21 protein-coding genes and 1 pseudogene are annotated in these 22,707 nt (G+C 69.2%); 5 read left to right on the forward strand and 17 right to left on the reverse strand.

Annotation, left to right across the window (positions count from 1 at the left end):
- Nucleotides 1–17: 17 nt before the first annotated feature.
- On the reverse strand, nt 18–764 hold the full coding sequence (locus TSB10P1A_RS16690; protein ID WP_371515141.1) for a VWA domain-containing protein: 747 nt from the start codon (nt 762–764) through the stop codon (nt 18–20).
- A 152-nt stretch (nt 765–916) separates the two neighbouring features.
- Here TSB10P1A_RS16690 and panC point away from each other — a divergent pair, with 152 nt between their 5' ends.
- Nucleotides 917–1,783, forward strand: a complete 867-nt coding sequence (gene panC, locus TSB10P1A_RS16695; RefSeq protein ID WP_186389079.1) for a pantoate--beta-alanine ligase — start codon at nt 917–919, stop codon at nt 1,781–1,783.
- 44 nt (nt 1,784–1,827) lie between these two features.
- On the opposite strand, the gene TSB10P1A_RS16700 is transcribed toward panC, so the two are convergent.
- The 4 genes from TSB10P1A_RS16700 to TSB10P1A_RS16715 all read right to left on the reverse strand — a co-directional run bounded on the left by TSB10P1A_RS16700 (nt 1,828) and on the right by TSB10P1A_RS16715 (nt 6,760).
- The gene (locus tag TSB10P1A_RS16700) at nt 1,828–2,262 is read right to left on the reverse strand and encodes a DUF1489 family protein (RefSeq protein ID WP_186389080.1); all 435 of its coding nucleotides are present in this window, start codon (nt 2,260–2,262) and stop codon (nt 1,828–1,830) included.
- A gap of 93 nt (nt 2,263–2,355) precedes the next feature.
- On the reverse strand, nt 2,356–4,293 hold the full coding sequence (locus tag TSB10P1A_RS16705; RefSeq protein ID WP_186389081.1) for a biotin carboxylase N-terminal domain-containing protein: 1,938 nt from the start codon (nt 4,291–4,293) through the stop codon (nt 2,356–2,358).
- A 63-nt stretch (nt 4,294–4,356) separates the two neighbouring features.
- On the reverse strand, nt 4,357–5,964 hold the full coding sequence (locus TSB10P1A_RS16710) for a carboxyl transferase domain-containing protein (protein ID WP_186389082.1): 1,608 nt from the start codon (nt 5,962–5,964) through the stop codon (nt 4,357–4,359).
- Between the two features lie 148 nt (nt 5,965–6,112).
- Nucleotides 6,113–6,760, reverse strand: coding sequence for a glutathione S-transferase family protein (locus TSB10P1A_RS16715; RefSeq protein WP_186389083.1), 648 nt, complete (start codon nt 6,758–6,760; stop codon nt 6,113–6,115).
- Between the two features lie 116 nt (nt 6,761–6,876).
- On the opposite strand from TSB10P1A_RS16715, the gene TSB10P1A_RS16720 reads away from it, so the two are divergent.
- Nucleotides 6,877–7,485: a hypothetical protein gene (locus TSB10P1A_RS16720; RefSeq protein ID WP_186389084.1), complete on the forward strand. Its 609-nt coding sequence runs from the start codon at nt 6,877–6,879 to the stop codon at nt 7,483–7,485.
- Here TSB10P1A_RS16720 and TSB10P1A_RS16725 read toward each other — a convergent pair.
- Nucleotides 7,474–7,905 (reverse strand): rhodanese-like domain-containing protein, encoded by a 432-nt coding sequence (locus TSB10P1A_RS16725; RefSeq protein ID WP_186389085.1) that lies wholly within the window; start codon nt 7,903–7,905, stop codon nt 7,474–7,476. The genes TSB10P1A_RS16720 and TSB10P1A_RS16725 overlap by 12 nt on opposite strands.
- A 745-nt stretch (nt 7,906–8,650) precedes the next feature.
- On the reverse strand, nt 8,651–10,120 hold the full coding sequence (locus TSB10P1A_RS16730; RefSeq protein WP_186389086.1) for a PAS domain-containing protein: 1,470 nt from the start codon (nt 10,118–10,120) through the stop codon (nt 8,651–8,653).
- A gap of 299 nt (nt 10,121–10,419) precedes the next feature.
- Here TSB10P1A_RS16730 and TSB10P1A_RS16735 point away from each other — a divergent pair, with 299 nt between their 5' ends.
- Complete coding sequence (locus TSB10P1A_RS16735; RefSeq protein ID WP_186389087.1) at nt 10,420–11,178, forward strand: DUF599 domain-containing protein; 759 nt, start codon at nt 10,420–10,422, stop codon at nt 11,176–11,178.
- A gap of 44 nt (nt 11,179–11,222) precedes the next feature.
- On the opposite strand, the pseudogene TSB10P1A_RS24000 reads toward TSB10P1A_RS16735, so the two are convergent.
- The 5 genes and pseudogenes from TSB10P1A_RS24000 to TSB10P1A_RS16755 all read right to left on the reverse strand — a co-directional run.
- Nucleotides 11,223–12,302, reverse strand: a pseudogene (locus TSB10P1A_RS24000) (adenylate/guanylate cyclase domain-containing protein); the annotation flags it as partial.
- 195 nt (nt 12,303–12,497) lie between these two features.
- Nucleotides 12,498–13,985 (reverse strand): ribosome biogenesis GTPase Der, encoded by a 1,488-nt coding sequence (gene der / locus TSB10P1A_RS16740; RefSeq protein ID WP_186389088.1) that lies wholly within the window; start codon nt 13,983–13,985, stop codon nt 12,498–12,500.
- Nucleotides 13,986–14,123: 138 nt separating this feature from the next.
- Nucleotides 14,124–15,452, reverse strand: coding sequence for a PQQ-binding-like beta-propeller repeat protein (locus TSB10P1A_RS16745; protein WP_186389089.1), 1,329 nt, complete (start codon nt 15,450–15,452; stop codon nt 14,124–14,126).
- 47 nt (nt 15,453–15,499) lie between these two features.
- A complete protein-coding gene (locus TSB10P1A_RS16750; RefSeq protein ID WP_186389090.1) occupies nt 15,500–16,171 on the reverse strand; it encodes a tetratricopeptide repeat protein in 672 nt (223 codons plus the stop codon).
- A gap of 245 nt (nt 16,172–16,416) precedes the next feature.
- Nucleotides 16,417–16,995 (reverse strand): NnrU family protein, encoded by a 579-nt coding sequence (locus tag TSB10P1A_RS16755; protein ID WP_186389091.1) that lies wholly within the window; start codon nt 16,993–16,995, stop codon nt 16,417–16,419.
- Nucleotides 16,996–17,236: 241 nt separating this feature from the next.
- On the opposite strand from TSB10P1A_RS16755, the gene TSB10P1A_RS16760 reads away from it, so the two are divergent.
- Nucleotides 17,237–17,512, forward strand: a complete 276-nt coding sequence (locus TSB10P1A_RS16760; RefSeq protein WP_186389092.1) for a PilZ domain-containing protein — start codon at nt 17,237–17,239, stop codon at nt 17,510–17,512.
- A 27-nt stretch (nt 17,513–17,539) separates the two neighbouring features.
- On the opposite strand, the gene TSB10P1A_RS16765 is transcribed toward TSB10P1A_RS16760, so the two are convergent.
- The gene (locus tag TSB10P1A_RS16765; protein ID WP_186389093.1) at nt 17,540–18,412 is read right to left on the reverse strand and encodes an EamA family transporter; all 873 of its coding nucleotides are present in this window, start codon (nt 18,410–18,412) and stop codon (nt 17,540–17,542) included.
- A gap of 105 nt (nt 18,413–18,517) precedes the next feature.
- Nucleotides 18,518–19,150, reverse strand: coding sequence for a nitroreductase family protein (locus tag TSB10P1A_RS16770; RefSeq protein ID WP_186389094.1), 633 nt, complete (start codon nt 19,148–19,150; stop codon nt 18,518–18,520).
- Nucleotides 19,151–19,276: 126 nt separating this feature from the next.
- Between TSB10P1A_RS16770 and TSB10P1A_RS16775 the strand changes: the two genes are divergently transcribed.
- Nucleotides 19,277–20,170: a LysR family transcriptional regulator gene (locus tag TSB10P1A_RS16775; protein WP_186389095.1), complete on the forward strand. Its 894-nt coding sequence runs from the start codon at nt 19,277–19,279 to the stop codon at nt 20,168–20,170.
- Nucleotides 20,171–20,176: 6 nt separating this feature from the next.
- Here TSB10P1A_RS16775 and TSB10P1A_RS16780 read toward each other — a convergent pair whose 3' ends face one another.
- From TSB10P1A_RS16780 to TSB10P1A_RS16790, 3 genes are all read right to left on the reverse strand, one after another.
- Complete coding sequence (locus TSB10P1A_RS16780) at nt 20,177–21,403, reverse strand: MFS transporter (RefSeq protein ID WP_186389096.1); 1,227 nt, start codon at nt 21,401–21,403, stop codon at nt 20,177–20,179.
- A 90-nt stretch (nt 21,404–21,493) separates the two neighbouring features.
- Nucleotides 21,494–22,180 (reverse strand): MIP/aquaporin family protein, encoded by a 687-nt coding sequence (locus TSB10P1A_RS16785; RefSeq protein WP_186389097.1) that lies wholly within the window; start codon nt 22,178–22,180, stop codon nt 21,494–21,496.
- A 3-nt stretch (nt 22,181–22,183) separates the two neighbouring features.
- Nucleotides 22,184–22,693 carry an arsenate reductase ArsC gene (locus tag TSB10P1A_RS16790; RefSeq protein ID WP_186389098.1) on the reverse strand — a complete coding sequence of 170 codons (510 nt, stop codon included), beginning with the start codon at nt 22,691–22,693 and terminating at the stop codon, nt 22,184–22,186.
- Between the last annotated feature and the right edge of the window lie 14 nt (nt 22,694–22,707).

Consider the following 22,707-nt stretch of genomic DNA (forward strand, 5'->3'; position numbering starts at 1 on the left):
ACCTCATGCCCATCGGTTCACCCCATATGCCGCAGCAGCCGCTTCGCCCCGCCGTCGCCGCCGCGCGTCAGCCGCTCCAGCCCCTCGCGCCCCGCCGCCGCATAGACCGCCGCCGCCTTCAGCAACTCGGCAAGCTCCCGCGCCGACGAGCCGTCGAGACGGAAATGCGCGCCACGCGTCAACCTTGCGATCTCGCGAAAGGCGGTCTCGGCATGGGCGTCCGCCCCTTCCTGGAAGATGAAGGCCGGCACGCCGAGCAGCCCGAGCTCCCCCGCCCTGGCGCAGAGCGCGTCGACATCCTCCTCGACGCAGTCGCCGATATAGACCAGCGCCTGCACCTTGCGCCGGCGGGTCTCGTCGATGGCATGGCGCAGCACCTTGCGGATCTGGGTCTGGCCGCCGCGACAGTCGATCCGCGTCATCAACCCGGCGAGCGTCTCGCCGTCGTCGACCCATCTGGAGGCGGCGCATTCGCCGAAGCCCCGGAAATAGACGAGCTGCATGGCAAGCCGCCCGACCTTGCCGGCGGCGGTGAACATCTCCGCCTGGATGGCGCAGGCCCGGTCCCAGGTCGGCTGGCGGCTCATCGTCGCGTCCAGCGCGATCACCAGCCGCCCCGCGGTGGCGACGTTGCGGGTCGCCTGCGCCGCGCCGAGGAAGGCGGAAATCGCGCTTCTGGCGGAGGTCGCCGGGGCCTTGCCCTGGCTCGTTCCGGCCGGGCTGCGGCTGCGTGTCGCCTCGATCCTGCGGTCCTCGTCCACCAGTGCTCCTTACGGTTCCGCCATGCATTTCAGTCAGTCGCAATTGATATGGCGCCCATTGCGGAAAAATCCAAACGCCAACCGCAAAAGGCGCTAAACACCGTATCCGGCGCCGGCACGGGAGCGGCGTCGCACACTGGAGGATACCGCAAGACATGACCAGGCCGAGGGTTCACGAGACCGTTGCCGACCTGCGCCAGGGCATCGCCGCTGCCCGCGCCGCCGGACGCCGCATCGCCTTGGTGCCGACCATGGGCGCCCTGCACGAGGGCCACCTGTCGCTGGTGCGCGCCGCCCGCGCGCGGGCCGAACACGTGGTCGTCTCGATCTTCGTCAATCCCACCCAGTTCGCCCCGACGGAGGATTTCGACGCCTATCCCCGCGACAACGAGGCCGACATCCGCATGCTGGAAGAGCTGTCGGTGGAGGGCGTGTTCCTGCCCTCGGTCGCCGAGATGTACCCGCAAGGCTTTGCCACCGGCGTCACCGTCGGCGGTCCGTCGGCCGGGCTGGAAAGCGTCACCCGCCCGCACTTCTTCAACGGCGTTGCCATCGTCGTCACCAAGCTGCTGCTCGCCGCCCTGCCCGATGTCGCGGTGTTCGGCGAGAAGGACTACCAACAGCTCGCCGTCGTGCGCCGCTTCGTCACCGATCTCGGCATTCCGACCGAGATCCTCGGCGCGCCGACCGTGCGCGAGGCGGACGGGCTCGCCATGTCCTCGCGCAACCGCTATCTCGACGCCGGCGCCCGCCGGACGGCCGCGCTGATCCCGCAGGTCTTGACCCAGGCGATCGCGCGCATCGAGGCCGGCGAGCCGGCGGCATCGGTTCTGGCGGACGGCACGGCGCAGCTCGCCAAAGGCGGCTTTGCCGTCGACTATCTGGAGCTGCGCGATGCCGCGACGCTGGCCCCCGTCGGGCCCGACAGCACGAATGCCCGCCTGCTGGTCGCCGCAAGGCTCGGCTCGACGCGGCTGATCGACAATATGGCGGTCGCCCGCCCGGCCTCGGGCTGGGCCTGAGCGGAACAGGCCTGAGCGGACTGCGAGTTTCGCAAGAAAACCAATCAGATCAGGCAGAGTTCGGCGAGTTCCCGGCGCATCGCCTCGGGAATGTCGCCGCCGCCGGCGAGCCGGCGGATGTCGGCCGGCGCGTCCTCGTCGGTGAGATAGCGCCAGCCCTGGAACGGCCGGCGCGGCTGCGGCCGCGTCGGATGCAGCACCGGCTCCAGCACCAGGTGGCAGCGCTTGACCCCGGATGTGTCGGTGAAGGGGCGGATGTCGAGGAGGTGCTGGCGCGCCTGGATCGTGCCCTTGATCACCCAGTAGAGCGAGCCGCCGCCCAGCAGCTCGTCGCGCCGGGTCGGGATCATCCGCGTGGTGTGATACTGCTCGACCGGCTCGCCGCGCGTCCGCTTCTCCTCCAGGCGGAAATCGATCCAGGCCTGGAGATCCTCGATGGCGTCGACGCCGACGCAGAGCTTGAGCAGATGAAGCGGCATGCCTCCTGTTATAGGGCTCCGCACGCGACGGCAAACCCGCAAGGCGCCGGCCTTGCCCGCTATGCACAGGCGATGCGCTGAGCCGTAGAAGCGTCAGTCCTCGTCCGCCAGCGCCACCACCGGCGCGCCCTGGTCGACCTGCGCCCCTTCGGTGACGAAGACCGCCTCGACCGTGCCGTCGCGCGGCGCGGTGATGGCGTGTTCCATCTTCATCGCCTCGACCACCGCCAGCCGGTCGCCCTTTCCCACCCGGTCGCCGGGCGCGACATCGACGGCAATGACCTTGCCATGCATCGGCGCCTTGACGGCGGACGCGGCTTCCGCGTCCTCCGCCACCCGGGCGAGATGGTCGACCAAGGTCACCAGCACGGCGCGCCCGCCCTCCACCGCGTAAACGCCCCGGTCGCTGCGCACCACCCGGCCGGCTCCCGTCCGTGGGGCGTCATGGCTGGGGCCCGAAACGCTGGCCTCGCCGCCCCACCAGGAGATCGTCACCTCGCGCGGCTCGCCGTCGACCTCGACACCGACGCCGATGCGCCGGATGCCGGCCAGTTCGAACCCGCTGGTCGCCGCGAAAGGATCCTGCCAGCCGGCTCTCGCGGCCGCGGCTTCCGGCAGCACCAGGGCCGCCACCGCCGCCTCGATCGCTGCCTCGCCGACCCGCCCGGTGGTCAGCCGGGCCAGGTCGCGGTCGATCAGCCCGGTGTCGAAGCCGCCCCGGCGCACCTCCTCATGGGCGACCAGCGCGGCAAGGAAGGCGAGATTGTTCTTCGGTCCGGCGATCAGCGAGCGGTCGAACTGCGCCGCCAGCCGGTCGAGCGCCGTCTGGCGATCCGGCCCATAAGCGATCAGCTTGGCGATCATCGGGTCGTAGAAGGCGGAGATTTCCGCCCCCGTCTCGACGCCGGTATCGATGCGAACGCCTTCAGTTTCAGGCAGATCCAGCAGATCGAGCCGGCCGGTCGAGGGCAGAAATCCCGTATCCGGGTCCTCCGCATAGAGCCGCACCTCGACCGCGTGGCCGCTGATGGCGATCTCCTCCTGCGACAGCGGCAGGCCCTCGCCGGAGGCGATGCGGAACTGCCATTCGACGAGGTCCTGGCCGGTGATCATCTCCGTGACCGGATGCTCGACCTGCAGCCGGGTGTTCATTTCCATGAACCAGAACCCATCGGGGCGCAGTGTCCCCGAGCCGTCGGCGATGAACTCGATGGTGCCGGCGCCCGCATAGTTGACGGCCTTGGCCGCCGCGACCGCGGCCGCGCCCATCGCCGCGCGGGTCTCCTGCGTCATGCCGGGAGCCGGCGCCTCCTCCAGCACCTTCTGGTGGCGGCGCTGCGCCGAGCAGTCGCGCTCGAACAGGTGCACGGCATTGCCCTTGCCGTCGCCGAAGACCTGGATCTCGATGTGGCGCGGGTTGAGGACAAATTTCTCGATCAGCACCCGGGCATCGCCGAAGGCGGACTTCGCCTCGCGCTGCGCCGAGGCGAGCGCGGCCTCGAACTCGATCGCCTTGTCCACGCGGCGCATGCCCTTGCCGCCGCCGCCCGCAACCGCCTTGATCAAGACCGGATAGCCGATCTCATAGGCCTTCTGCTTGAGGAACTCCGCCTCCTGCCGCTCGCCGTGATAGCCCGGCACCACCGGCACGCCGGCCTTCTCCATCAGCGCCTTGGCCCCGTCCTTAAGCCCCATGGAGCGGATCGCCGCCGCCGACGGGCCGACGAAAACGATGCCGGCGGCCTTGCAAGCCTCGGCAAAAGCGGCGTTTTCCGACAGGAAGCCGTAGCCGGGATGGATCGAGGCCGCCCCTGTCGCCTTGGCCGCCTCCAGGATGCGCGCGCCCACCAGATAGCTCTCCGAGCTCGGCGAGGGACCGATGGCGACCGCCTCGTCCGCCATGCGCACATGCAGCGCGTCGCGGTCGGCCTCGGAATAGACGGCGATGGTGCGCAGGCCGAGACGGCGCGCGGTCTTGATGATGCGGCAGGCGATTTCCCCGCGATTGGCGATCAGCACCGAGTCCAGCATGGGGTGGGTCCTCGTTGAAAGGGCAGGCGAGCGCGGGGCCGGATGCGCGGCCCGCGACGGGGATTACATGCGGAAGACGCCGAAACGGGTCTCCGGAACCGGGGCGTTGAGCGCGGCGGAGAAGGCAAGGCCAAGCACCGTGCGGGTCTCCTCCGGCAGGATGATGCCGTCGTCCCACATCCGCGCCGTGGCGTAATAGGGATGGCCCTCCGCCTCGTATTTCTCGCGGATCGGCGCCTTGAAGGCGGCCTCCTCCTCGGCGCTCCAACTGCCGCCGTCGCCCTCGATATTGTCGCGCCGGACGGTCGCCAGCACGCTCGCCGCCTGCTCGCCGCCCATCACGGATATCCGCGCATTCGGCCACATGAACAGGAAGCGCGGAGCGTAGGCGCGCCCGCACATGCCGTAATTGCCCGCGCCATAGGAGCCGCCGACTATCACCGTCACCTTCGGCACCCTGGCGCAGGCGACCGCCGTCACCAGCTTGGCGCCGTCCTTGGCGATACCCCCGGCCTCGTACTCCCGCCCGACCATGAAGCCGGTGATGTTCTGCAGGAACAGGAGCGGAATGCGGCGCTGGCAGCACAGTTCGATGAAATGGGCGCCCTTCAGCGCCGATTCCGAGAACAGGATGCCGTTGTTGGCGACGATGCCGACGGGGATACCCTGGATGCGGGCGAAGCCCGTCACCAGCGTCGTGCCGTAATTCGCCTTGAACTCGTCGAGTTCCGAGCCGTCGACGATGCGGGCGATGACCTCGCGGATATCGTATTGCTTCTTGAGGTCGACCGGCACCACCGCGTCGAGATCGCGCGGATCGACCGCCGGCGCCCGCGCGGGGATAAGCGCCAGATCCGGCGCCTTGGTGCTGTTGAGATTGGCGACGATGCGGCGCGCCTGGGCCAGCGCCTGATCGTCGTCGACCGCGTAGTGATCGGCAACGCCGGAGATGCGGGTATGCACGTCGGCGCCGCCCAGATCTTCGGCCGAAACCTCCTCGCCGGTCGCCGCCTTGACCAAGGGCGGACCGGCCAGGAAGATCGTGCCCTGCTGCCGCACGATGATGGTTTCGTCAGACATCGCAGGGACATAGGCCCCGCCGGCGGTGCACGAGCCCATCACCACGGCGATCTGCGGGATGCCCATCGCGGACATGTTGGCCTGGTTGAAGAAGATCCGGCCGAAATGGTCGCGGTCGGGAAACACCTCGGTCTGGTTCGGCAGGTTGGCGCCGCCGGAATCGACCAGATAGATGCAGGGCAGCCGGTTCTCCATGGCGATCTCCTGCGCCCGCAGGTGCTTCTTGACCGTCAGCGGATAATAGGTGCCGCCCTTGATGGTGGCGTCGTTGCACACGATCATGCAGTCGCGGCCCGAGACCCGGCCGATGCCGGTGATAAGCCCGGCGCCGTGGATGGCGTCGTCATAGAGGCCATGGGCCGCGAGGCCGCCGATTTCCAGGAACGGACTGCCGGGATCGAGCAACCGGGCGACGCGCTCGCGCGGGAGCAACTTGCCACGCGCCAGATGCCGCTGGCGCGCCCGCTCGGGGCCGCCGAGCGCCGCCGCATGCCGCTTGCCCAAGAGGTCGGCGCGAAGCTCGGCCCAGGCGGCGCGGTTCGCCTCCACCTCCGGCCCGTGGGTCGTGGAATTGCTGCGCAGGATCGCCACCTGGTTATCCCCCCGGTTGCTGTCGGGATGAGACGGATATCGCCGCTCCCGACCTGTCGGTTTCTTGCTGAGCGGGACAGTGAATGACGCTTACGTTTTAGTCAATACCATCCGTATTTCTCTTTTATTTCATTGTGTTATTTTTCATTCAATCGACCTCGTCGGCGTCGACGACCCAGGGCTCGCGCGCCCCCCCCCCCCGCCACTCGGCCAGGATCGGATGCGCCATGACCGCCTCCGCATAGGCGCGCTCGACCTTGCCCAGCGGCAGCAGGTAGGTCAGAAACCGGGTGACGACGGGCGCGAAGAAACAGTCGGCGGCGGAAAACGGCCCGAACAGGAAATCCCCCTCCCCGGCATGGTCGGCGCGGCAGTCCCGCCAGATCTCCCGCATCCGCGCAATGTCCCGCGTGGCATCGGGCGAGCGCGGATGCGGCGCCGGCGTGCGCCGCAGGTTCATCGGGTAATGCCCGCGCAGGTCCGGAAAGCCGGAATGCAACTCGGCGCAGAGCGAGCGCGCCCGCGCCCGCGCCGCCCCGTCCAGCGGCCACAACCGCCCGGCCGGCGCCCGCTCGGCCAGATATTCGATGATCGCAAGGGAATCCCACACGGCAAGCTTGCCATCGACCAGCACCGGCACCCGCGCCGCCGGAGAGATCGCCTTGACCCGACTGGCGAATTCCGGCGTGTCGAGCGGCACCAGCACCTCCTCGAAGTCAAGCCCGGAAAGCTTCGCCGCCGCCCAGGCCCTGAGCGACCAGGAGGAATAGGTCTTGTTGCCGATCACCAGTCTCATTCATGCGCTCCCGTACAAAACAGCGAAATAACGCCGGCCTAACGTAATCCTTCGTAAATCTGACAGGGCTAGACTCGTCACTTACTCCCCGCACCCTCCCGTCCCGACAAGGTCCGATGATCGCCGTTTCGTTGCAAGCCTCCAGACCGGCTTCGGTCGGCTACGCGCTCCTTGCCGCCCTCTCCCTGATGGTGTCGCTGACGGCGGCGCTGGCGAAACCTGTCCCCGCCGCCGCCGACGCCCAGGCGTTCCGCGTCACCAACACCGCGGTGCTGACCCGCACGCCCGACGGGGTCACGGCGACACCGGGTGAACTCGACCAGCGCATCGTCCATATCTCACTGTGCAAGACCGGCGAGAACCTGCTGCTCGACATCGGTACACGGTTGAAATTGTGGAAGATTCCGGACGGGCTCGCGCGCATAGACTGGCCGCAGGGCACGGGCACGGCGCTGTCGCGCGACGACGCGATCGCCCTGTCCGGCCAGGCCACGGCGGCCGATGTGCCCACCTGGGGCGCCGAGGTGATCTGGCCGGACCTTGGCCCGGTAACGCTTGTCCTCTTCGAGACGAGCCCGGAAAGCTATGGCGGCCTGCTGTCCAGCGCCCCCTCCGGGGTGCCGGTGCTGCGGCAGATGATGTTTCAGACCCTCACCCCGCGCTCCCGGCCGCGCGCGCCGGGCATGCCCCGCTCCTATCCCGGCGTCGAGACGCTAGCCGATTGATGCGGCTGCCTGTTTGGGGGCGCTGCCGGGAAGCTCGACCGGGCCGCCCGCCTCCCGCCAGGCGGAAAATCCCCCGCCGACATGGGCGACCGGGGCCAGCCCCATCTCCTGCACCGCGCGGGTCGCCAGCGCCGAGCGCCAGCCGGCGGCACAGAAGAAGACGAAGCGCTTGTCCTCGCCGAAGACCGGCTTGAAATAGGGGCTCTCCGGGTCGATCCAGAACTCCAGCATGCCGCGCGGCGCATGCACCGCGCCGGGGATACGGCCCTCGCGCTCCAATTCGCGGATGTCGCGGATATCCACGAAGACGGTGCCTGGATCGCCATGCAGCGCCACCGCCGCGCCGACCTCCAGGGTCTCGACCACGGCTTCGGCCTCGGCGAGCAAGGCCTTGTATCCCCTGATGATCCGTCCCGTCATCGCGCTCTCCCCGCAGTCCGGCCGCCCGCCGGCAAGGCCGCCATTGTTTGCCGGGCCCTGCGCAAATGACAAGCCCTGTCCCCGCGCGTGGCGGCGCGAAAGCATCGTCGGAAAACGCGAAAGGGCGCGGATGTCTCCGCGCCCCTGGCAATTTCTGCAGTTTGATTTTCGCAGTTCATGTGGCCGTCCGGCGCCTCCGCCTTCGCGGGCGCAGCATGTCCTATTGGACGATGGCCACCGTCGCGGGCGTGACATCCCCGCCGAACACATACATCAGCGCAAGTGCGCCACCCGCCAGGAGAACGACCCAAGCCGTTACGCCCCAACAGGATTTCTGAACCTGTTCGTCCATGAAGTTCCTTGTTGTCCGAGTGTTGCGGCGCGTGTTTGCCCCCCGCGCTCACGTTCGGTCCGAGGCGGCATTTAACGATTTGGCAATAATTTCGCAAGCGCAAAAAAAGGACAAGCTGACCTGCACGTCACGCATGACAGTTCGATGAACCGCCCCAATCCTCTCGGGATTTTTGCGAGAAACCGCGCCGGAAAATTGCGACGAGCCTCTCAAAATTCGCCGAAATCCGTCTCAAATTTTGAGAAATTTCGAGACTCCCGTCTCGAAATCGCAACCCGGCGCCGCCGCCGAAAACGGGGATAAGCGCCGGCGCAGACAAACAGTCGATGAGACATGCAGCCAACGGGGACAAGTGCCGGGGCCGGCCGCGAACGGACCGGCCCGCCGGCCGCCTCACGCGATCGAGCGGGAGGCCTCGCGCACCTTCACCGTCGCCTGCTCGACCCGCTCGGTCTCCTGCGACAGCGACTGCATGTTGGAACTGATCGCCGCGACGCCCGCATGGGCCTGCTGCATGTTGCTCGAAATGTCGCGGGTGACGATCGACTGCTCCTCGATCGCCGTGGCGACGCTCGACGAAATGTCGCTGATCTCCTCGATGATCGTCATGATCGACCGGATCGAGCCTTCCGCCTGCGACGACGACCCCTGCACCAGGGCGATGCGCGCACTGATATCCTCGGTCGCCTTCGAGGTCTGCGCCGCAAGGCTCTTGACCTCGCCCGCGACGACGGCAAAGCCCCTGCCGGCCTCGCCCGCGCGCGCCGCCTCGATGGTCGCGTTGAGCGCCAGCAGGTTGGTCTGCGCCGCGATGCTGTCGATCAGTTCCAGCACCTCGCCGATCTTTCCGGCATTCGCCGCCAGTTCGCTCATCACGGCGGAGGACTCGCGCGCCTCGTCCACCGCCCGGCCCGCCACCTGCATGGCCTGGTTGACCTGCCGGGTGATCTCGCTGATCGAGGCGACCAGTTCCTCCGTCGCCGAGGCGACCGCCTGGACATTGCCGGACGCCTGCAGCGAGGAGGCGGAGGCATCGACCGCCCGCCCGCTCGCCTGGGCGATGGCGGCGGCAACCGAATCCAGATCCGCGTCGATCTGCTTCTGCACAGCCTCCCGGTGCCTGCGCAGGGAGACCTGCTCCGTGCGATCGGTGGCGAACTTGACCACCTTCACCGGCTTGCCGTCCTCGTCGAGGATCGGATTGTAGGTGCCCTGGATCCACACCTCCTTGCCGCCCTTGCCGAGCCGCCGGTACTCGTTCGACTGGAACCGTCCGGCCCTCAACTCGTCCCAGAACCGCCGATACTCGGCGCTGCGCGCCTGGTCCTCGCCGACGAACAGGCTGTGATTGCGGCCGACGATCTCGTCGAGCCGGTAGCCCATCGTCTTGAGAAAGTTGTCGTTCGCCTCAAGGATGGTGCCATCCATGGCAAAGCTGATCACTGCCTGGGAGCGGCGGATCGCCGCGATTTCGCCGGCCGTCTCGATGGCGCGGCGCTTGGCCTCGGTGATGTCGGCGGCGACCTTGACCACCCGGACGATGCGCCCCGCCCGGCCGAGGACCGGGTTGTAGGACGCCTGCAACCAGATGTCGCGCCCCTCCTTGCCCGTGCGGCGGAACTCTCCGGACAGCGCCTGGCCGCGCGCCAGCCCCGCCCAGAACGCGCGGTACTCGGCGCTCTCGCGGTCCTGCGGCCTGACGAACAGGCTGTGGTGCTTGCCGCGGATCTCGTCGAGCCGATAGCCGACGGTTTTCAGGAAATTCTCGTTGGCATCGAGGATCGTGCCATCCGGCGTGAACTCGATGATCGCCTGAGACCGGCCGATCGCCTCGATAAGCGCCTTCTTTCCGCTGCCGAACATTATGTGTCGTGCTCCCTAGACTAACCCTGAAAGCATAAGAGCGGACGATTTTAAAAATAATTAACTTGGAAAGTAACATGCCCAACCTTACGTAGAAAACGTCACGAAAACGCGGGCTGGAAATACGGTAAAACACGCAGCCAGCGCGCCGGCCGCGCCCCACTGCGATCTGCGGCAAGCCGGGATCGGGTCCGCCCGCGCCGCCAGCAGTGGACCACCGCACCGGCGCAGTTGATCGGCGCTGCATGCGAGGTCAGACTTCACCGGCAACGCAAGGGAAAGCGCGAGGACCCCGCATCATGATCGATCTGGCCGGAACGGATCTGGCGGCGCTGGCCTGGTTCGTCGCTGCCTGGCTCGGCTTCAACGTCGTCGTCGAACTGTCGCCGCTGAAGACGCGCACGCTGTCGCACCAGATGAACCTGCACCGGCGCGGCTGGATGGAGATGATGAGCCGCCGCCCGGTGCGGATCATGGATGTCGGCATCGCCGCCGGCCTGCAGCAGGGCACCGGCTTTTTCGCCTCCACCTCGCTGCTGGCGATCGGCGGCTGCTTCGCGCTGCTGACCTCGACCGAATCGATCCTGAAGATGATGAGCGACCTCGGCCTGAAGGGCGGCGGCAGCCCGGCCGTCTGGGAGCTGAAGGTGATCGGCCTGACGCTGATCTATGCCTATGCCTTCTTCAAGTTCGGCTGGGCCTATCGCCTGTTCAACTACGCGACGATCCTGATGGGCGCGATGCCGGAGGAAAACGCGCCGCGGGAGCACCGCGACGCCTTCGCCGAGCGCGCCGCCGGGATCATGGTGCTCGCCGGCACCCACTTCAACCGCGGCCAGCGGGCCTTCTTCTTCTCGGTCGGCTATCTCGGCTGGTTCATCGACCCGCGCGTCTTCATGGCGACGACGTTCTTCGTCGTCTGCGTGCTGGTGCGCCGTCAGTTCGCCTCGCGAGCAAGGGCGCTGGCCGCCTCGCTGCACCAGCTCCCGTCGGCGCCGATCGAGCCGGCCGGCGGCATGAACACCGACACCGGCGCCTCGAACCCCTTCACCCGGTAGCGGCCGAGGGCACCGGCGTGGCAGCCCATCAGGTCGGCGATGGCCTCGGATACGAGAATGTCCTGCTCCAGGTCGCGGGTCAGCCCGGCGATGCGCGAGGCCAGGTTGACCACCGGCCCGACCACCGTGAAATCGAGCCGTGCCTCGGCCCCGACATTGCCGAAGAACACGTCGCCCGCATGCAGGGCAATGCCGACGCGCAGCGGCGGCTTCTCGTCGCAGCAGTCGCGGTTCATCTCGGCGATCGCCGCGCTCGCCTCGCGCGCCGCCAGCAGCGCCTGGCGCGCGGCGGTGCGGGCGCTGTCGTCGCAGCCATAGGGGAAGACGGCCATCACCTCGTCGCCGATGAACTTCAGCACCTCGCCGTCATGCGCCTCGACCGCGCGGGTGACCGCGTCGAAATAGGCGTTGAGCAGCTTGATCAGCTTGTCGCCGGGAAGGGCGTTGGAGAGTTCGGTGAAGCCGCGCAGGTCGAAGAAGCCGACCACGGCGGAGATCGTCTCGCCGTCGCCGCGCGTCACCGTGCCGGCCAGGACCCGCGCGCCGGCGCGCCGGCCGACATAGGTGTCGAGCAGGGTCTGGCTCATGCGCTTCAAAGTGTAGAGCTCGCACAACAGCCCCAGCGGCCGGGCGATGGTCTCCAGCAGCGAGATCTGCGCGCCGGTGAAGCCGCCGGCGCGGCGGGTGGCGAAGGTGACGCCCTTCACCGACCCGTCGGAAAACGGCAGCGGCAGCGCGAGATAGTCGGTATAGCCGGCCTCCAGCAGCTCCGGCACGATGCCGTAGTCCGGCAGCTCGCCGCCCGCGGCAAGGCGGATGCGAACACTGCGGCGCTCGGAGAACACCACCTTGAACGGGCTGTTGTCATAGGCCTTGAGGCTCTCGGGCGTTTCCATGTAGCGGCGCAGCTCGAGCCCCTTCTCGGGGGTCCAGGTGACGCCTTCCGTGCGCACGTTGGGATGCAGCACGGTGATGCCGGTCACCACCCGGTCGATGCGCACGCCGGCCTCGTTGAGGCGCAGCGCCAGCATCTCGATCAGCACCGAGATCTCCTCGACCCGCACCGCGTCGCCATGCAGCCATTCCATGACCTCGGCGGCGACCAGACTTGCGCTGATTGTCATGTTCTCACCCCTCCGGCCTGTCGTCGCCGGTCTCCGCAATGCCGATGGCTGTCCCCGCGCCGCACGGCACGGGCAACGGGTCGTGCGCAGGCCGCCCCCGCGCACTGGCGCTTATTTGGGTCGCCCGGACACGCAATGGAAGATGCAGCCGCAACTTCGTGATGCAGCCGGCGATCCGGATGCCGCGATCCGGCGTCAGTGGATCTTGCGCTTCTTCGCCTTCGCCGCATAGGGGTTGTCGCCCTTGCGGTAGCTGAGGCGGATCGGCGTGCCGGGCATGTTGAACGTCTCGCGCAAGCCGTTGACGAGGTAGCGCGTGTAGCTTTCCGGCAGCACCTCGGGGCGCGAGCAGAAGACGACGAAATGCGGCGGGCGCGCCTTCACCTGGGTGACGTAGCGCAGCTTGATGCGCCGGCCGGCCACCGCCGGAGGCGGATGGTGGACGAGAACGCCGTCGAGCCAGCGGTTGAGCCGGGAGGTGGAGACGCGCCGGTTCCACATGTCATAGGCCTGGAAGGCGGCCTCCATCAGCTTGTCGAGGCCGCGCCCGTGCAGGCCCGACAGGGTGACGATGCGCACGCCGCGGATCTGGTTGAGATAGCGCTCCGAGGCATCGGAGATGCGCTGCATCGCCTCGGCGCGGTCCTCGATCAGGTCCCACTTGTTGATGGCGATGACGAGGGCGCGGCCCTCGCGGGCGACCAGATCGATGATCTGCAGGTCCTGCTTCTCGAAGGGAATGGTCGCGTCCAGCGTGACGATCACCACCTCGGCGAACTTGATCGCCCGCAGCGCGTCGGCGACGGAGAGCTTTTCCAGCTTCTCCTGCACCCGCGCCTTGCGGCGGATGCCGGCGGTGTCGAACATCTTGACGTGCCGGTCGCGCCAGACCCAGTCGACGGAGATGGAATCGCGGGTGATGCCGGCCTCCGGGCCGGTCAGCAGCCGCTCTTCCCCCAGGAAGCGGTTGATCAGCGTCGACTTGCCGGCATTGGGACGGCCGACGACGGCCACGCGCAAGGGACGCTGGGCGCTGCCGGCGGCCGGGCCCTTGTCCTCTTCCTCCACCACCTCGCCATCCTCGTCGGTGGCGAGATCGACATCGGTCTCGGCGACTTCGGCCGGCGCCAGCGCCGCCTCGGCGGCGCGCACCTCAGCATCGGCGGCGGCGGCCTCGCGCTCCTCGACCGCGTCGACCACCGGCCGCAGCGCCTGGTAGAGATCGGCAAGGCCCTCGCCGTGCTCGGCCGACATCGCCACCGGCTCGCCGAAGCCGAGGCCGAACGCCTCGTAGAGCCCGCTTTCGCCCGAGCGCCCCTCCGCCTTGTTGGCGATCAGGATCACCGGCTTGTCGGCGCGGCGCAGCAGGTTGGCGAAATGGCTGTCGCTCGGCGTCACCCCGGCGCGCGCGTCGACGACGAAGAGCACCGCATCGGCATCGGCGATCGCCTCCTCGGTCTGGGCGCGCATGCGCCCCTCCAGGCTGGCGGCGTCGGCTTCATCGAGGCCGGCGGTGTCGAGAATGGTGAAGCGCAGGTCGCCGAGACGGGCATCGCCCGGCCGGCGGTCGCGGGTCACGCCCGGCGTGTCGTCGACCAGCGCCAGCCGCTTGCCGACGAGACGGTTGAAGAGGGTGGACTTGCCGACGTTCGGGCGTCCGATGATGGCGATCTTGGCAGGCACGTCCTGTAACCCCGGAAATGGCGAAGGCCCCGGCGGAATACACCCGCCGAGGGCCCGGATCAAATGAAGCATCCCGCGCCGGCACGGCGCGGGATGCGGGAAACGCGGGAGCGGGCCGGCGGGAGCGCCGGCGCCCCGTCAGTTGAACGCGACGACGTCGCCCTTGGCGGTGATCGTCACCAGCCGGTCGCCGGCGACGATCGGCGTCACATAGATGTTTTCCGAGGTCGACGAGGTGCCGAGGATCCGGCCGGAGGCCGCATCCACCCGCGCCATGCGGCCATCGCTCGACACCGCGACCAGCACGCCATTGGCGAGCACCGGTCCGGCCCAGTTGATGCGGCTCTTCTTCTTGCCCTCGACATTGGGCAGCACGGTGCGCCACAGCGGCTTGCCGGTGGAGCGCTCCAACGCGACGATGCGGTCCTCGATGTCGATCAGGAAGACGCTGCCGCCGGAGACGATCGGCGTGTGCAGCGAGCCGACATCCTGCTCCCATACCCGCTCGCCGGTGCGCAGACGCGAGGCGACCAGACGGCCGGAAACGCCGGAGGCGAAGACCATGTCGCCATTGACCACCGGGCTCGCCGCGACATCCGAGAAGCCGGAGACGGCGCGGGTGCGATAGGAGCGGGTGACGCCCTCGACCCATTTCGGCTCGCCGTTCTTCATGTCGAGCGCCATCACCTCGCCGGAGGTGAAGGGCACGATGACGGTGCCGCCGGAAATCGCCGGATTGGCGAAGGCGAGCAGGCCGCTGTTCTCGGCGATGCCGGTATAGGTCCAGCGCTCGGCGCCGTCATCCTGCGAGGCCGCATGGACCTCGCCGGTCTGGGTGACGGCGACGACGAGGCCGCCGGCCGCGGCCGGTGCCTGACGGGCCGGCGCGTTGATGTCCTTGGTCCACAGCACCGCGCCGGAGCCGGCATCGAGCGCCACGAGCTGGCTGTAGCCGGTGGCGACGAAGACGCGGCCGCCCTCGGCGGCGACGCCGCCGCCCGACGCCACGCCGCTCTCGCCCTCGGGCCGCAGCGAACGGCTCCACAGGCGGCCGCCATTGGTCGACAGCGCCGTGACCTCGCCATTCTGGTTGTAGACGAAGATCCGGCCATTGGCCGAAACGGGGCGCGCGGCAATGCGCACATTGCCGGAGAACATGCCGCCGCCGGAGCTGCCGATCGAGGCGCGCCAGGCGCGCCCGCCGGTGACATTGGCCGCGACATTGCCGGAATTGTTGGCGGCATCACCGCCGCCCTGGCGCCACTCGACGCCGCTCGCCGCGCCGATGCTGGCGGCGCGGCCGCCGCTCTCGGTGCCCGGAAGCGTGGTGTCGAACAGCGCCTGCCGCTCGCCCGGCAGCACCGTGTCCTTCGAGAATGGGTTGAGGTCGGCGACCGTCTCACAGCCGGCCAGCGCCAGCGCCGCCAGCGACAGGGTCGCCGCGCGCAGGACGGTGGTAAACGTCATCCGGGACCTCCGGAAAGATGTGGGGCGAAGGCTCGGGCAGACGGTCATCACGACCCCTCCCCGGCCGGCTTGCCTTCGGCGGCGTCGATCAGGTCGCGCAGGGTGCGGGCCCGCGAGGCGACGTCGCCCGGCACGCCTTCCTGCTCGACGATGCCGCCGATCCAGCGGCGCGCGGCGGCCGTGTCGCCCTGCTTCCAGGCCGACAGCACCAGCGCCTCGCGCGCAAGGAAGCGCCAGCCGTTGTCGTCGCCGGCAAGGGCTTCGAGCCGGCTGGTGGCGCCGGCGTGATCTTCAAGGTCGAGGGCGAGATAGCCGGCGCGCAGCCGGGCGATGTCGCGCAGCAGCCGCTCCGAACGCCCGTCGTCGGCGATCTGGTCGAAGGCGGCGATGGCGCCGGCCGCATCGCCCGCCTGCGCCTTCAGCGCCGCCGCGCGCATGGCGGCCAGTTGCGGATAGCCGCCGGGACCGCGGGCAAGCTCCGCCAGCCGCGCCTCGGCCTCGGCGAAACTGCCCTGGTCGGCCAGCCGCGCCGCCGAGACATAGACGTCGCCCGCCTCGCGCCCCGCGGTCTGCTGCCAGTAGACCCAGCCGCGCCAGGCGGCCGTGCCGGCGACGATGAGGACGGCAATGGCGATCAGGTAGGTGCCGAAACGGTTCCACAGGCGCTTGTAGCGCTCGTGCCTGATCTCCTCGTCGACCTCGCGAAAAATGTCGGACATACGCTGCGAATTCCCGATACTTGAGCAATACGCCGCCCGGTCTGCCGGCGCGGCGCGGCGCCACCATATCCATTTGCCCTTCTGCTGGCAAACGACACGGGTTGCGCGGCAGGAGCCCGGAACGACGGCCGGAGACGGCTCTGCGTCCCTCCCCTTGCGCGTCTTCATGGCGCAAGTGAGGCAGGCGGCGGGTCCGCCCCGGCGCGCGCCCGCCGCGCCCCCTGGCTGCCGGACGGCGGCTGTCCTTAGAAGATGGGCACGCCGATCAGCCATTCATGCAGGAACAGCACGAAGGCGATGTAGAGGCCGAGGCCGACCGCGATGGCGACGATGTCGCTGGCCAGCGACGGTACGCCGGCCGTCGCTCCGCCCAGCGTCGCCGGGCGCCGCTTCAGCGAGATCCGGTCGACCACCGCCCAGACGAGGAACGAGCCGAACAGCAGGACCGAGGCGGCATCGCCATTGGCCAGCAGATGCGAGACGGCCCAGATCTTCACCGCCAGCACCATCGGGTGCTTGACCACCATCTTGATCCGCCCGATCGGCCCGCCGGAGGCGACCAGCAGCACGAAGACCGGCAGCATCAGCAGCGCGGTCAGGTGGCGCAGCCAGACCGGCGGATAATACAGGATCGCCGGGCCTTCCGCCCGCGCCGCGCCATAGCCATAGACCAGCAGCACGAAGCCGACGATGGAGCCGATGCTGAACAGGATCCGGTAGGTGCCCGCTCCGAACCGGGCGCGCAGGCGCTCCCGCAGGCCGGTCATCATCGGCAGCAGGTGGACGCCGAAGAACACGACGAGTCCCAGAACGAGCAGGGTCATGGCGTTGGAATCTCCCTCTTTCCGGCGCAGGGTTGACCGCCCGCGCGGCGTGGTCAAGCGGCACAGGGCCAAGCCGCCGGGAGGCGACGCGACTGTTGCAGGAATGCGACGGTCGCCCGGCGACGGGCCGTCAGACCGCCCGATCCGCAAAAAACCCGATTGCGGACCAATTCAAGCCGCAACCGGCTTGGAGAATCACTGCAGGTGGGCTCATAGTTCGCGCGCCTGGAGGTGGGATGAGATGCCGATTCGCGACAGGCGGAGCAGTCCGCGCCACCGCACCCTGAAAAGCGGCCGGATCGTCCTCGACGACGGGGCGAAGGTGCATGAATGCCGCGTCCGCAACCTGTCGGACGATGGCGCCCTGCTGAAACTGCCGAGCACTGCCGAGATTCCCGACCGGTTCGAACTGCGCATCGTCAACGAGGAGATCGCCGTCGCCGCCCTGGTGCGCTGGCGCACGGCGACCGAGATCGGCGTGCAGTTCCTGCGCGAGGACGACGAGACGGCGGACTGAACCCGCCGTCTTCTTTCCGTCTTCCCGTCAGGCCGGGGCAGGCCCGCGTGCCGGCGCCCGCCGCACCGCCCTCTGCGCCGCCCAGACCCCTGCAAGAACGAGACACACCCCGGCGATCTGCGACGGCGCCAGCGCCTGGCCGAGCAGCCCCCAGCCGAGCAGCACGGCGGTGGTCGGGCTGAGGAAGCCGAGCGAGGCGACCGCCGAGGGCTCCAGCCGCGAAATGCCGCGAAACCACAGGACATAGGTGAGCGCGCTGGACAGGCTCATATAGAGGAAGCCCGCCATGTTGCGCGCGCTCGGCGCAGGCGGCAGCGGCTCCAGCAACAGCGCCATCACCACCAGCAGCACGCCGCCGGCGAGAAGCTGCAAGGCCGCGAAGATGAGCGGTGAGACCGGCGGTTGCCAGCGGCGGGTCAGCACCGTGCCGAAGGCCATCGAGACCGCCCCACCCAGCGCTGCCGCGATGCCCACCGCATCGAGCACCGCCTCGTTGCGCAGCACCAGCAGGGCCACCCCGCACAGCCCGGCAAGGGCGGCGAGAACCGCGAGCGGACGAATGACGCTGCCAAGCAGCATGGCCGCCACGAAGATGACGATGAGCGGCTGCACCGCGCCCACGGTGGCGGCGATGCCGCCGGGCAGCCGGTAGGCGGCGATGAACAGCAGCACCATGAAGATGGCGAAGTTCAGCGCGCCGAGCACGAAGGATCGCCAGATCCACTGCCCGCGCGGCAACTGGCGCACGATCAGCAGCAGCAACAGGCCGGCCGGCAGGACCCGGGCGGCGGAGACGAAGACCGGATGGCCGGGCGGCAGCAGCTCGGTGGTGACGATATAGGTGCTGCCCCAGACGATCGGGGCGAGCGCGGTCAGCAGCAGGTCGGAAGCGCGGAACATGGCGGCCTCGTTTGAGGAAGGCGGGAACGGGCCGGGCGACAGGCGCGCCGCCCGGCGATCTTGGCGGGAGCGGCAGGGGCAGACAAGCCCCCTCGCCCGGCAAGGTCAGGCGTGCGAGAGCACCTCGGGGAGCGGGCGGCGCGGCTTCTGCGGCCAGTTGCCGGGCGCGGCCGGGCCGACGGCCAGCAGCATCACCGGCACCTCGCCGTCCGTCAGGCCGAACCCGGCCGTGACCTTTGCCGGCTCGAAGCCGACCATCGGCCCGCTGGCAAGCCCCCTGGCGGCCGCCGCCAGCATCAGAAAGGAGGCGGCAAGGGTCGCCGAGCGCACGGCCTCGTCGCGCGCGGCGACCGGGTCCGCGCCATAGGTGCCGGCCACCGCATCGACCCAGCCGGCGGCCATGTCGGCGGGCATGAACCCGGCCTCGACGGAGGGGCGCAGCCGGTCGCCGAGGCTTGCCGCGTCCGGATGGCTGCCGACGATGATGAAGGTGACGGCGGCCTCCGACACCTTGGCCTGATCATAGGACGCCGCGCGCAGCCGCGCCTTGGCTTCCGGCGAGGCGACGGCGATGAAGCGCCAGTTCTGCAGGTTGTAGGCGCTCGGCGCGCGGGTGGCGAGCCGGATCAGATCCTCGATCTGCGCGCGGGCGAGACGGGCGTCGGGGTCGAACCGATTGGTCGAGACGCGACCTTCCAGAAGGGTGTCGATGTCGGTGGCGGTAGCGGTGGCGGTCATGACGAGGATCTCTCCGTGAGTGGGCCGGGAGCCCGTGCTCCCGTCGGTGCCCAAGAGATATTCCCGTTCCCGTTTCGCGATAATCCGGCTATTTATCCGATCACTCGCAACCATAAGTGAACAATAATGGATCAACTCACCGCGCTTCGCGTCTTCCGCCGGGTGGTCGACGAGGGCTCCTTCGCCGGTGCCGCGCGTAGCCTGTCGCTGTCGCCGGCGGCGATCAGCAAGAATATCGGCGAGTTGGAGGCGCATCTCGGCGTGCGCCTGCTCAACCGCACGACGCGGCGCATGAGCCTGACCGAGCCGGGCCGGCTCTACCATGAACAGGTGGCGCGCATCCTCGACGACCTGACCGAGGCCGACGGTTCGATGCAGCCGCTGCGCCACCGGCCGAGCGGGCTGTTGCGGGTGGCGGCGCCGATCTCGCTCACCCTCACCCGCCTGTCGCGCACGATCACCGCCTTCATGCAGGCCTATCCCGACGTGGAGATCGACCTGCATCTGGACGACCGGCGGGTCGATCTCGTCAAGGACGGCTTCGACGTCGCCATCCGCGGCACGGCGAAGCTGGAGGACACCAGCCTGGTCGCCCGCCGGCTGATGGCGATGCGCCATGTGATCTGTGGCGCCCCAAGCTATTTCGACGGGGCCGGCCGGCCACACCGTCCGGAAGAGCTCGCGAGCCACCGGATCGTGCAGTTCTCGCTGTCGGGCAATGCCAGCGAATGGGCGCTGGAGCGGGAGGGCGAACGGGTGACGCTGCCGGTGACAAGCCGCTACCGGGCGTCGACCAGCCTTGCCGTGCGCGAGGCACTGCTGGACGGCTACGGCCTGTCGCTGATCCCGGCGTCTTATGTGCGCGAGGACATCGCCGCCGGACGGCTGGAGACGGTGCTGGACGGCTGGGCGCCGGCGGACACGCAGGTCTATGCGGTCTATCCCTCGCGCCGCTACCTGCTGCCGAAGGTGCGCGCGCTGATCGACTTTCTCGCCGAGGATCTGCGGAGCGAAACGTGAGGCGCTTCAGCGCGGGGCCTTGAGCGCGGCGAACCAGAAGCCGAGGCAGAGGACCAGCGCGCCGACGAAGACCGCGACGAGCACCGCGCCATAACCGCCCGACGCCTGCCACAGCAGCGCGGCGGCAAGCGGGGCACCCGCCCGCATCAGGTTCATCGGCCCGATCAGCGAGCCGTTGACCGCACCATAGGCCTCGCGGCTGACCATTTCCGGCACGGCGAGACCGCGCACGATGGTGATCATGCCGTTGGCCGCGCCATAGAGGGCGGCGATGGCGCCGATCACCAGCACCGAGGGCGGGGCGAAGGCAAGCGCGGCGATGGCGAGCGGAAAGACGGCGACCACGGCCGAGCCGATCAGCCGCACCGGCGCGCCCGGCGCCAGCACGCGGATGGCGATGCGCGCGGCAACCTGGGCCGGGCCGATCACCGTCATCACCATGACCACCCCGGCCGCATCCAGCCCCCGCTCCAGCAGCAGCGGATAGAGATGATAGATCAGCGCGGACACCGCCGCCGAATAGGAGACCCAGGCCAGCATCAGCCCCCAGTAGGACGGCCGGCGCATCGCCGCCGCCACCGCATGGCGGCCCGACAGCGGCGCGCTGCCGTCCTCATGCACGGGTGCCGGCGCATCGCGCGCCGGGTTGATCGCCGCGAAATACAGCGCAGCGCACAGGAGGCCGTTGACGGCGGCCATCACCATCAGCGCCCCGCGCCAGCCCTGCGTCTCGATCAGGAGCTGGATGATCGGGATGAAGACGGTGCTGGCAAAGCCCCCCCACAGGGTCAGCGTGGTGATGCCGCCGCGCGCCCGCAACGGGCCGACGCGGCGGGCAACGACGGCGAAGGCCGGCTCGTAGAGCGTTGCCGCCTGCAGCATGCCGAGCCCGGCGAGCACCACATAGAAGGCGGCGATCTCCTCCACCTGCGACCAGGCGAGCAGCAGCAGGCCGGCCAGCACCGAGGCGCCCGCCATGATGTAGCGCCCGTGCCCGCGGTCGATCGCCGCCCCGACCGGATAGGCGGCAAGGCTGGCGAGCACCACGCCGAGCGTCGCCGCGCCATAGAGCACCGGCTTCGACCAGCCGAGATCGGCGCGCATCGCCTCGGCGATCAGCGGAAAGCCGTAGAACAGCGTGCCCCAGGAACAGATCTGGGCGATGCCGAGCGCGGTGATGAACCAGCCGGTTGCGGCCGGCGGCGCGTCACCGCCAAGGAGGCGCTGCGACATCGGCGATGACCTTTCAGGGATGGCCGCCGCGATGGGAGGCTCGAGGCGGGAGGCAGGCGAACGGAAGGACGTGGCGCGGCGGACGGCCCGTCAGGCCACCCGGGCAGCGCCCCTCGCCTCCCGTTCGACAAGAAGCCACCGCAGCAGCGCGAAGGCAAGAGCCGCGCCGAGACATTCGGCAAGAATGAAGGCGGGAAGATCCACCGGGCGGATGCCGGCGAACGTATCGGTGAGGCTGCGCGCCACTGCCACCGCCGGGTTGGCGAAGGAGGTGGAGGCGGTGAACCAGTAGGCGGCGGTGATGTAGAGCCCGACGAGCCAGGGCACCGCCTCGGCCCGGAAGCGCAGGCCGGCAAGGATCGCCAGCAGCAGCCCGAAGGTGGCGACGCCTTCCGCCAGCCACTGGGCCGGGCCGGTGCGCATGGTCGCCGAGAGCTGCAACAGGGGCAGTTCGAACATCGCATGGGCGACGAGCGTGCCGGCAACGCCGCCGAGGATCTGGGCGAGCGCATAGGCCGCCGCCTCCGCAGGCGCAAGCTCCCGCCGCAGCGCGAAGACCAGCGTCACCGCCGGGTTGAAATGCGCGCCGGAGAGCGGCCCGAGACAGGTGATCAGCACCACCAGGATCGCGCCGGTCGGCAGCGTGTTGGCGAGCAGCGCAAGGGCCGCATCGCCCGTCAGCCGATCGGCCATGATGCCCGAGCCGACGACGGTCGCGACCAGCACGCCGGTGCCGAGCGCTTCCGCCGCCAGGCGGCGCTGAAGATCGAAGCCCATGGTTCAGCCCACCTCGGGCAGATCGCGGCCGATCTCGCCGAGCCGCGACTGCAGCGTCATGCGGTCGAGCGAGGCGAGCGGAAGAGCGGTGAAGATCGAGATGCGGGTGGCGAGCATGCGGTAGGTGTCGGCGAAGGCGAGCGCCTGATCGATGGCCGTCCCCTCGACCGCCGCCGGGTCCGGCACGCCCCAATGGGCGGTCATCGGCTGGCCGGGCCACACCGGGCAGGCCTCGCCGGCGGCGTTGTCGCAGACGGTGAAGACGAAATCCATCACCGGCGCGCCGGGCTGCGCGAACTCCTCCCAGCTCTTGGAACGGGCGAAGCCGGTGTCGTGGTTGAGCTTTTCGAGCAGGGCCAGCGCCTGCGGATGCACCTCGCCCTTGGGCTGCGAGCCGGCGGAAAAGGCCTTGAACCGCCCCATTCCCTCGCGATTGAGGATCGCCTCGGCGAGGATCGACCGGGCCGAGTTGCCGGTGCACAGGAACAGCACGTTGAAGACGCGGTCGCTCATTCGTCCCTCCTTGG

The sequence above is a fragment of the Stappia sp. TSB10P1A genome, assembly GCF_900185725.1.
Lineage (GTDB): Bacteria > Pseudomonadota > Alphaproteobacteria > Rhizobiales > Stappiaceae > Stappia.

Excerpts from the sequence above, each read along its gene's own strand:
- TSB10P1A_RS16745 (WP_186389089.1), bottom strand. The coding sequence starts at position 15,452 with ATGACGTTTACCACCGTCCTGCGCGCGGCGACCCTGTCGCTGGCGGCG.
- TSB10P1A_RS16790 (WP_186389098.1), bottom strand. The coding sequence starts at position 22,693 with ATGAGCGACCGCGTCTTCAACGTGCTGTTCCTGTGCACCGGCAACTCG.
- TSB10P1A_RS16775 (WP_186389095.1), top strand. The coding sequence starts at position 19,277 with ATGGATCAACTCACCGCGCTTCGCGTCTTCCGCCGGGTGGTCGACGAG.
- TSB10P1A_RS16735 (WP_186389087.1), top strand. The coding sequence starts at position 10,420 with ATGATCGATCTGGCCGGAACGGATCTGGCGGCGCTGGCCTGGTTCGTC.
- TSB10P1A_RS16785 (WP_186389097.1), bottom strand. The coding sequence starts at position 22,180 with ATGGGCTTCGATCTTCAGCGCCGCCTGGCGGCGGAAGCGCTCGGCACC.
- panC (WP_186389079.1), top strand. The coding sequence starts at position 917 with ATGACCAGGCCGAGGGTTCACGAGACCGTTGCCGACCTGCGCCAGGGC.
- TSB10P1A_RS16700 (WP_186389080.1), bottom strand. The coding sequence starts at position 2,262 with ATGCCGCTTCATCTGCTCAAGCTCTGCGTCGGCGTCGACGCCATCGAG.
- TSB10P1A_RS16770 (WP_186389094.1), bottom strand. The coding sequence starts at position 19,150 with ATGACCGCCACCGCTACCGCCACCGACATCGACACCCTTCTGGAAGGT.
- TSB10P1A_RS16760 (WP_186389092.1), top strand. The coding sequence starts at position 17,237 with ATGCCGATTCGCGACAGGCGGAGCAGTCCGCGCCACCGCACCCTGAAA.
- TSB10P1A_RS16720 (WP_186389084.1), top strand. The coding sequence starts at position 6,877 with ATGATCGCCGTTTCGTTGCAAGCCTCCAGACCGGCTTCGGTCGGCTAC.
- TSB10P1A_RS16705 (WP_186389081.1), bottom strand. The coding sequence starts at position 4,293 with ATGCTGGACTCGGTGCTGATCGCCAATCGCGGGGAAATCGCCTGCCGC.
- TSB10P1A_RS16750 (WP_186389090.1), bottom strand. The coding sequence starts at position 16,171 with ATGTCCGACATTTTTCGCGAGGTCGACGAGGAGATCAGGCACGAGCGC.
- TSB10P1A_RS16765 (WP_186389093.1), bottom strand. The coding sequence starts at position 18,412 with ATGTTCCGCGCTTCCGACCTGCTGCTGACCGCGCTCGCCCCGATCGTC.
- TSB10P1A_RS16780 (WP_186389096.1), bottom strand. The coding sequence starts at position 21,403 with ATGTCGCAGCGCCTCCTTGGCGGTGACGCGCCGCCGGCCGCAACCGGC.
- TSB10P1A_RS16730 (WP_186389086.1), bottom strand. The coding sequence starts at position 10,120 with ATGTTCGGCAGCGGAAAGAAGGCGCTTATCGAGGCGATCGGCCGGTCT.
- TSB10P1A_RS16755 (WP_186389091.1), bottom strand. The coding sequence starts at position 16,995 with ATGACCCTGCTCGTTCTGGGACTCGTCGTGTTCTTCGGCGTCCACCTG.
- TSB10P1A_RS16715 (WP_186389083.1), bottom strand. The coding sequence starts at position 6,760 with ATGAGACTGGTGATCGGCAACAAGACCTATTCCTCCTGGTCGCTCAGG.
- TSB10P1A_RS16725 (WP_186389085.1), bottom strand. The coding sequence starts at position 7,905 with ATGACGGGACGGATCATCAGGGGATACAAGGCCTTGCTCGCCGAGGCC.